The organism is Thiohalocapsa halophila, assembly GCF_016583825.1.
Lineage (GTDB): Bacteria > Pseudomonadota > Gammaproteobacteria > Chromatiales > Chromatiaceae > Thiohalocapsa > Thiohalocapsa halophila.
This window is the reverse complement of record NZ_NRRV01000028.1, coordinates 60,779-67,866: the sequence shown is the minus strand read 5'-3', so window position 1 is coordinate 67,866 and position 7,088 is coordinate 60,779. Positions and strand designations below refer to the sequence as shown.

The 7,088-nt window shown below is 70.3% G+C and carries 4 protein-coding genes; all 4 read left to right on the top strand.

Features of this window, described 5'->3' with window-relative positions; all coding sequences use genetic code 11:
• The coding region (locus tag CKO31_RS13050; RefSeq protein ID WP_274607750.1) for a transketolase C-terminal domain-containing protein at nt 1-830 on the top strand (830 nt) is incomplete at its 5' end.
• A 148-nt stretch (nt 831-978) separates the two neighbouring features.
• On the top strand, nt 979-2,532 hold the full coding sequence (locus tag CKO31_RS13045; RefSeq protein ID WP_200238093.1) for an ATP-binding protein: 1,554 nt from the start codon (nt 979-981) through the stop codon (nt 2,530-2,532).
• Nucleotides 2,533-2,776: 244 nt separating this feature from the next.
• On the top strand, nt 2,777-3,808 hold the full coding sequence (locus CKO31_RS13040; RefSeq protein WP_200238092.1) for an efflux RND transporter periplasmic adaptor subunit: 1,032 nt from the start codon (nt 2,777-2,779) through the stop codon (nt 3,806-3,808).
• Entirely contained in the window at nt 3,805-7,068 is a 3,264-nt protein-coding gene (locus CKO31_RS13035) for an efflux RND transporter permease subunit (RefSeq protein ID WP_200238089.1), read from the top strand. The genes CKO31_RS13040 and CKO31_RS13035 overlap by 4 nt, the downstream gene beginning before the upstream one ends.
• Nucleotides 7,069-7,088 lie beyond the last annotated feature (20 nt).

Genomic DNA, 7,088 nt, shown 5'->3' with positions numbered 1-7,088 from the left:
GCTACTTCGACGTCGGTATCGCCGAGCAGCACGCCGTCACCCTCGCCGCCGGCATGGCCTGCGAAGGCTTAAAGCCCGTCGTCGCCATCTACAGCACCTTCCTGCAGCGCGCCTATGATCAACTGGTGCACGACGTCTGCCTGCAAGGGCTCGACGTCACCTTCGCCGTCGACCGCGCCGGCCTGGTGGGCGCCGACGGCGCCACCCACGCCGGCAGCTTTGATCTCAGCTACGCCCGCCCCCTGCCGAACCTCATCATCGCCGCCCCGGCGGACGAGCAGGAATGCCGCCGGCTGCTCACCACCGCCTACGACTACCCCGGCCCGGCCATGATCCGCTACCCCCGCGGCACCGGCCCCGGCCGCAAGCTCGACAGGAGCGCCGGCCCCCTGACCATCGGCGAAGGCGAGCTGCGCCAACAGGGCCAAGACGCCGCCCTGCTCGCCTTCGGCAGCCGCCTGCAGGCGGCCGAGCAGGTCGGGCGCAAGCTCGGGCTCACCGTGGCCAACATGCGCTTCGTCAAGCCGCTGGACGAGGCGCTGATCCTCGAGCTCGCCGACCGCCATCGGCTCTTGGTGACCATCGAAGAGAACACCGTCGCCGGCGGCGCCGGCTCGGCGGTCTCGGAGCTGCTGGCCGAGCACGGCGTGACCGTGCACGTGCTGCATCTCGGGCTGCCCGACGCCTGTGTCGAGCAGGGCGGCCATGACGAGCAGATGGGCGTCTGCGGCCTGGACGCCGCCGGCATCGAGCAGGCGGTGCGCACGGAGATGGCGGCGCTGGACGTGGAGCCGGACCGGCTCAAGCGCCGCGGCATGCAGGCGGTCTAGGGGCTAGGGGCTAGGGGCTAGGGCCGTAGGTCTGGCCGACGCTGGGACACCCGGCAATCAAGCCGGCCCGGAGCTCCCCGGCTGGCAGCTGCACAGCCGAACGACGCGCTACACTGCGGCCATTGCCACCGCCGCTTTTGCCGCCGCCATGCCCCGCAAGCGCCTGCCCATCGGCATCCAGACCTTCCGCGAAATCCGTGAGGAGGATTGCTATTACGTCGACAAGAGCGGCTTCGCGCTGCGCCTCGTCGATGAAGGCAAATACTACTTCCTGTCCCGGCCGCGGCGCTTCGGCAAGTCCTTGTTCTTGGATACGCTGGCGGAGCTGTTCAGCGGTACGGAGGAGCTGTTTCGGGGCCTAGAAGCCCACGGGCGCTGGGACTGGGGCCGGCGCTTTCCGGTGATCCGGCTCAGCTTCGCCGAGGGCGTGCTCACGGGGCGCGCCGAGCTGGATGCGCGCATTCGCGACCTGCTGCGCATCAACGCCGAGGGCCTGGACGTGGAAGTCCCGGCGGACCTCGACATCGCCGGCGCCTTCGGCGAGCTGATCCGCCAGGCGCACCGGCGGCATGGCGAGCGTGTCGTCGTGCTGGTGGACGAGTACGACAAGCCCATTCTCGACAACCTGACTCGCCCCGACATTGCCCGTGCGAACCGCGACGGTCTGCGTAACCTCTACTCGGTCATCAAGGGTGCCGACGCCCATATCCGTTTCGCGTTCCTGACCGGGGTGAGCAAGTTCAGCAAGGTGAGCCTGTTCTCGGGGCTGAATAACCTCAACGACATCACCGTCGATGCCAGGTATTCGGCCATCTGCGGCTACACCGAGGCCGATCTGGACCAGATTTTCGCCGCGGAGCTCGACGGCCTCGATCGCGACCTGATCCGCACCTGGTACAACGGCTACAACTGGACCGGCGACGCGGTCTACAACCCCTTCGACGTGCTGCTGCTGTTCGACAAGCGCCGATTCCGTGCGTGGTGGTTCGAGACCGCGACGCCGACCTTCCTGATCGACGTGCTCACCGAGCGCCAGGCCTGGCTGCCGCAGCTTGGCCAGCTTCAGGCGGACTCCGCCATGCTGTCCGCCTTCGACGTCGGCCACATCAGCACCGAGGCGCTGCTGTGGCAGACCGGTTATTTGACCATCGCGCGCGAAGAAGAGGTCTTCGGCGAATATCGCTACCGGCTGCGCTATCCCAACCGCGAGGTCTACCAGAGCTTGAGCAACAGCCTGCTCAAGGCCTGGACTGCCGACGCCCAGGCCGTACTGCGCCAGAAACAGCGCCTGGGCGAGCTGCTGCAGGCCAACGACTTCGCCGGCATGGAGGCCCTGTTCACCGCTTTCTTCGCCAGCATCCCCCACGACTGGTACCGGAACAACCCGATCGCCAAGTACGAAGGCTATTACGCCAGCGTCTTCTATGCCTACTTCGCGAGCCTCGGGCTGGATCTGACTCCGGAAGAATCCAGCAACGCCGGTCGCCTGGACATGGCGCTGCGCTTCAACGCGCAGATCTACCTGTTCGAATTCAAGGTCGTGGAGCTGGCAGCGGAGGGCGGCGCGCTGGCGCAGCTCAAGGCACGCGGCTATGCCGATCATTACCGCGGCAGCGGCCAGCCGATTCACCTGATCGGCGTCGAATTCAGCCGCGAGCAGCGCCGCGTCGTCGGCTTCGAGGTGGAGACCCTCGCCGGCTGACCCCTACCCTGGGGGCTTGCACCGGCGGCGCCCGCGCACGCCGCCGGCGTCATGCGCGCCGGTGAATATGCCGCACCGGCTTGGGAAATCCCCCATTCCCGGGCGGCCGGTCGAAACCACCGAGTCTTCGGGTAGGCGCACCGAGACCGGCACCGATCAGGCTCGCGAGCGGCACGCGCACAGCGGGTATGCCCTTTGCTTCCTGCTGTGCGTGATCGTGCCAAGTCCTCATAGAGCCCGTTACATGCTGCGGCAGCCCGGGGCAGCCGATGGTCGGCCGAGTATCGCCGGCGGGCGGGGTGCGTCGACTGCATTGCTGCTCGCCAGCCTGGTCGCGGTCACTGGCGTGCCGGCGGGCGCTGCTGGCGGTGACGGGGACGAGCAGGCCGAGTATGTGGTGACAACGGAACGGGTGGCGGTGACCCGCGTCGTGCAGGCCGAGGTCCAGCCGGTGGAGCGGCCCGAGGCGCGCACGCGCATCGCCGGCTTGCTGCGCGAGCTGGACGTCGACGAGGGTGACAGCGTCGAAGATGGCCAGGTCATCGCCAGGGTGGAGCCCGCCAAGCTGGCGGCCCGCATCGATGCCGCCAAGGCCGAGCTGGGCCGGGCCGAAAGTCGGCAGCGTCGCACCCGCCGCGCCCTCGCCCGCGCTGAAGAGCTGCGCGATCAGGAGGTCATGAGTCAGTCCCAGCTCGACGATGCGCGCCAGGCGGCCGTGTCTGCCGAGAATGCCGTTGCAGCGGCGGAATCCGAGATCGACACGCTCCGCGCACGCCGTCGCCGCGGCGAGGTGCCGGCGCCCGCCGCAGGCTGGGTCATCGAGGTCCTGCCCGCCAACGGCAGCCCGTTACAGCCCGGCGGGCTGGTTGCGCGCATCGCCGCGGCACCGGCGGTGATCCGCGTCGCGGCACCGGAGCGCCACCTGCGCCGGTTCCGACGCGCCAGCGCGCTGACTTTGCGAACGCCGGCCGGCGCGCAACCCGCCGAGCTCCTGAAGCTCTATCCGGACGTCCGGCAAGGGCGGATCGAGGCGGATCTGCGCTTGCCCGAGGACCAACCGGCGCTGCCGGTGGGGCGCCGGGTGTCGGTGCAGCTGACCCTGGACGAGGTCGAGCGCTTGCTGGTGCCCGAGCGGCTGATCGCCCAGCGCCACGGCCTCACCTTCGTGCGACGCGTCGCTGGTGGCCGCACCCTCGTGCAGCTCGGCGCCCGCCGTGGCGATCGGGTGACCGTCCTGTCCGGCCTGCGCGCCGGTGACCGCCTGATCCAGCCATGACCGACCAGGACGACGGCGCAGCGGCGGCTCCACTGGGCTTGGCCGGGCGCATCAGCGCAGGCTTCATCGACAACCCAGTGACGCCGATCCTGATCCTGATCGCCATGGTGCTGGGCGTGATCGGCATCAGCCAGGTGCCAAGGGAAGAAGAGCCGCAGATTCCGGTGCCGCTGGTGGAGGTCATCGTGCCGGCGCCGGGCCTGTCGGCACAGGATGTGCTCGAGACGGTCACGCGGCCGGTGGAGGACATCGTCACCGGCATCGAAGGCGTCGACCACGTCTACTCCCGAAGCCGCGAAGACCAGGCCGTGGTGTCGGCCCGCTTCTATCCCGGCACCAGCAGTGACGATGCCGCGCTGCGCGTGATCGAGCGCATCGGCGCCAACGGTGAGCGCCGGCCCCCCGGCATCCCGGAGCCGCTGATCGTCGCCCGCGGTATCGAGGACGTCGCCGTGGTCACGCTGACCGTGGCACCCACCGCAGCGGCGGCAGACCGCTACAGCCGCGCCGATGCTTGGGATGTGGCCGAGGAGCTGCGCTGGCGTATGGCCAGCATCGACCGCGCCGGCCTGACTTATCTGGTGGGCGCCGGCGGGACACAGGTCCGCGTCGAGCCGGACCCGCGTGCCCTGGCACGCTGGGGCGTCAGCGCCAGCGCCCTCGCCGAGCGGGTGGCCGCCGCCAACGAGAACCTCTCCGCCGGGGACCTGCTGTCGCCGCAGGCGGGGCGTCAAGCGCTGAAGCTCGGCGGCGGGCTGCGCGACCCCGCCAGCATCGGCAATCTGGTGGTCACCAGCCGCGACGGCCGGCCGGTCTATGTGCGCGACCTGGCACGCACGCTGGTCGCCCCGCCGCAGCCGGGGCCGCTGGTGTGGCACCGGGATACGGGCAGCGACGGCTCGTCGCAGGCGCGACCGGCGGCGGTGCTGGCCGTGGGTAAGCGCCCGGGGGCCAACGGCGTCGAGGTGGCGGAGGCGGCGCTCAAGGTCTTGGCGTCGGCGCGTGATCAGGTGATCCCGGACGGAATGACCGTGACCGTCACGCGCAACTATGGCAAGAGCGCCAACGACAACGCGCGGGCACTGCTGTGGCAGCTCATCGGCGCGACCCTGACCATTGTCCTGCTCATCGCGGTCGCCGTCGGCCTGCGCGAAGCCATCGTCGTCGGCCTGGTGATCCCGACCACCATTTTGCTCACCTTCTTCGCCCTCTGGGCCTTCGGCTACACCATCAATCGCGTCAGCCTGTTCGCGCTCATCTTCGCCATCGGCATCCTGGTGGACGATGCCATCGTGGTGGTCGAGAACATCACCCGCCATTGGGCCGGGGCGCCGCCCGAGGACAGCGCCCGGGCCGCGGCCAGCGCCGTGCGAGCCGTTGACGAGGTCGGCAACCCCACCATCATCTCCACGCTCACCATCATCGCGGCCCTGCTGCCGATGCTGGCAGTGACGGGTCTGATGGGCCCTTACATGGCGCCGATTCCGGCCAATGCGTCGGCGGCGGTGATCTTCTCCACGGCCGTGGCGCTGAGCGCCACCCCCTGGCTGCTGCTGCGCCTGCGCCGTCTGCGCGCGCCCTGGCCGCGGCTGCTGGGGCGCCGGGGCGACGGCGGCGGCGAGAGCAGCAGCGGCGGGCCCCTCGGGACACTGTATCGGCGCGTCGCCGAGCCCGTGCTGCGCACCCGCCGCCGGGCGGCGCTGTTCCTGCTGGCGGTGCTGTTGGCGACGCTCGGGTCCCTTGCCCTGTTCGCCGTCTCCGCGGTGACGGTCAAGCTGCTGCCGTTCGATGACAAGCGCGAGATTCAGGTCGTCGTCGACCTGCCCGAGACCGCCACGGTGGAGCAGACCGACCGTGTCCTGGGGGCCATCGCCGAGCGCCTGGCGCCGGTGCCGGAGATCACCAGCCTGCAGCGCTATGCCGGCACCTCGGCGCCGTTCAATTTCAACGGCCTGATTCGGCAGTACTATCTGCGCGAGCTGCCGTTTCAGGGCGACATCAAGGTCAACCTGCTGCCGGCGGCTGATCGCGCACGCAGCAGCCACGCCATCGCGCTTGCCATCCGCGAGCGCATCGACGGCGTGTCGGCGCCGGCGGGCACGGCGATGCGGGTGGTGGAGGTGCCGCCGGGGCCGCCGGTGCTCGCGACCCTGCTGGCGGAGGTCTATGGGCCGAACGCCGAAAGCCGGCGCGCGGCCGCCCGGGATGTGCGCGCGGCCTTTACCGAGGTCGACTTCGTCGTCGACGTCGACGACAGCATCGGCGTGCGCCGCGAGCGCTTGCAGCTGAGCCCCGACCAAGCGGCGCTGACGCGCCTCGGCGTCTCCGAAGGCGCCGTGCTGCGCGAGCTCGGCGTCCTGCTGGGCGGCCGTGTCCTGGAGCCGACTACGGATCGCCCGGCCCAAGGTGCCTGGCCCGTGGTCATCGAGCTGGCGCGCCGCGACCGCGGCGAGCTGGACGCGCTGCTGTCGGCGCCGGTCCCGGCGGCGGAGGGCTTGGTGGAGCTCGGGCAGGTGGTGGACGTCGCGAGGCGGCACACCGAGCGGCCCGTGTTCCGGCGCAACGGCCGCAGCCTGGTCATGGTGCAGGCGACGCTGGCGGGCGAGCGCGAGGCCCCCATCTACGGCATGCTCCAGGTCCAGGACGCGCTGCAGGCGGCGGGCGCGGAGCTGGACGTGCGCCTGCGCGGCCAGCCGCTGGCGCCCGAGGGGCCCGTGCTGCTCTGGCATGGGGAGTGGGAGATTACCTATACCACCTTCCGGGACATGGGCCTCGCCTTCATCGGCGCCTTCCTGCTGATCTACGCCCTGGTGGTGGGCCGCTCCGGCCGGCTGAAGCTGCCATTGGCGATTATGCTGCCCGTGCCGCTGACCCTGCTCGGCATCATCGTCGGGCATTGGGCCATCGGCGCCAAGTTCACAGCGACCTCGATGATCGGCTTCATCGCCCTGGCCGGCATCGTGGTGCGTAACTCGGTGCTGCTGATCGAATTCATCGAGGCGCGCCGGGCCGCCGGCGCCAGCGTGCGCGACGCGGTCATCGAGGCCGGTGCGGTGCGCTTCCGGCCGATCCTGCTCACCGCCGTGACGGCCATGATCGGGGCGCTGTTCATCATCGTCGACCCGATCTTCAAAGGGCTGGCGACCTCGCTGTTCTTCGGCCTGATCTCCTCGACCCTGCTCACGACCCTCGCCATCCCGGCGCTCTATATCTGGCGCCGCGGCGACGACCGTGACCCCGTCGCCCGCGCCGCGGGCTGAGGGGCCACGGCCGCGGCCGG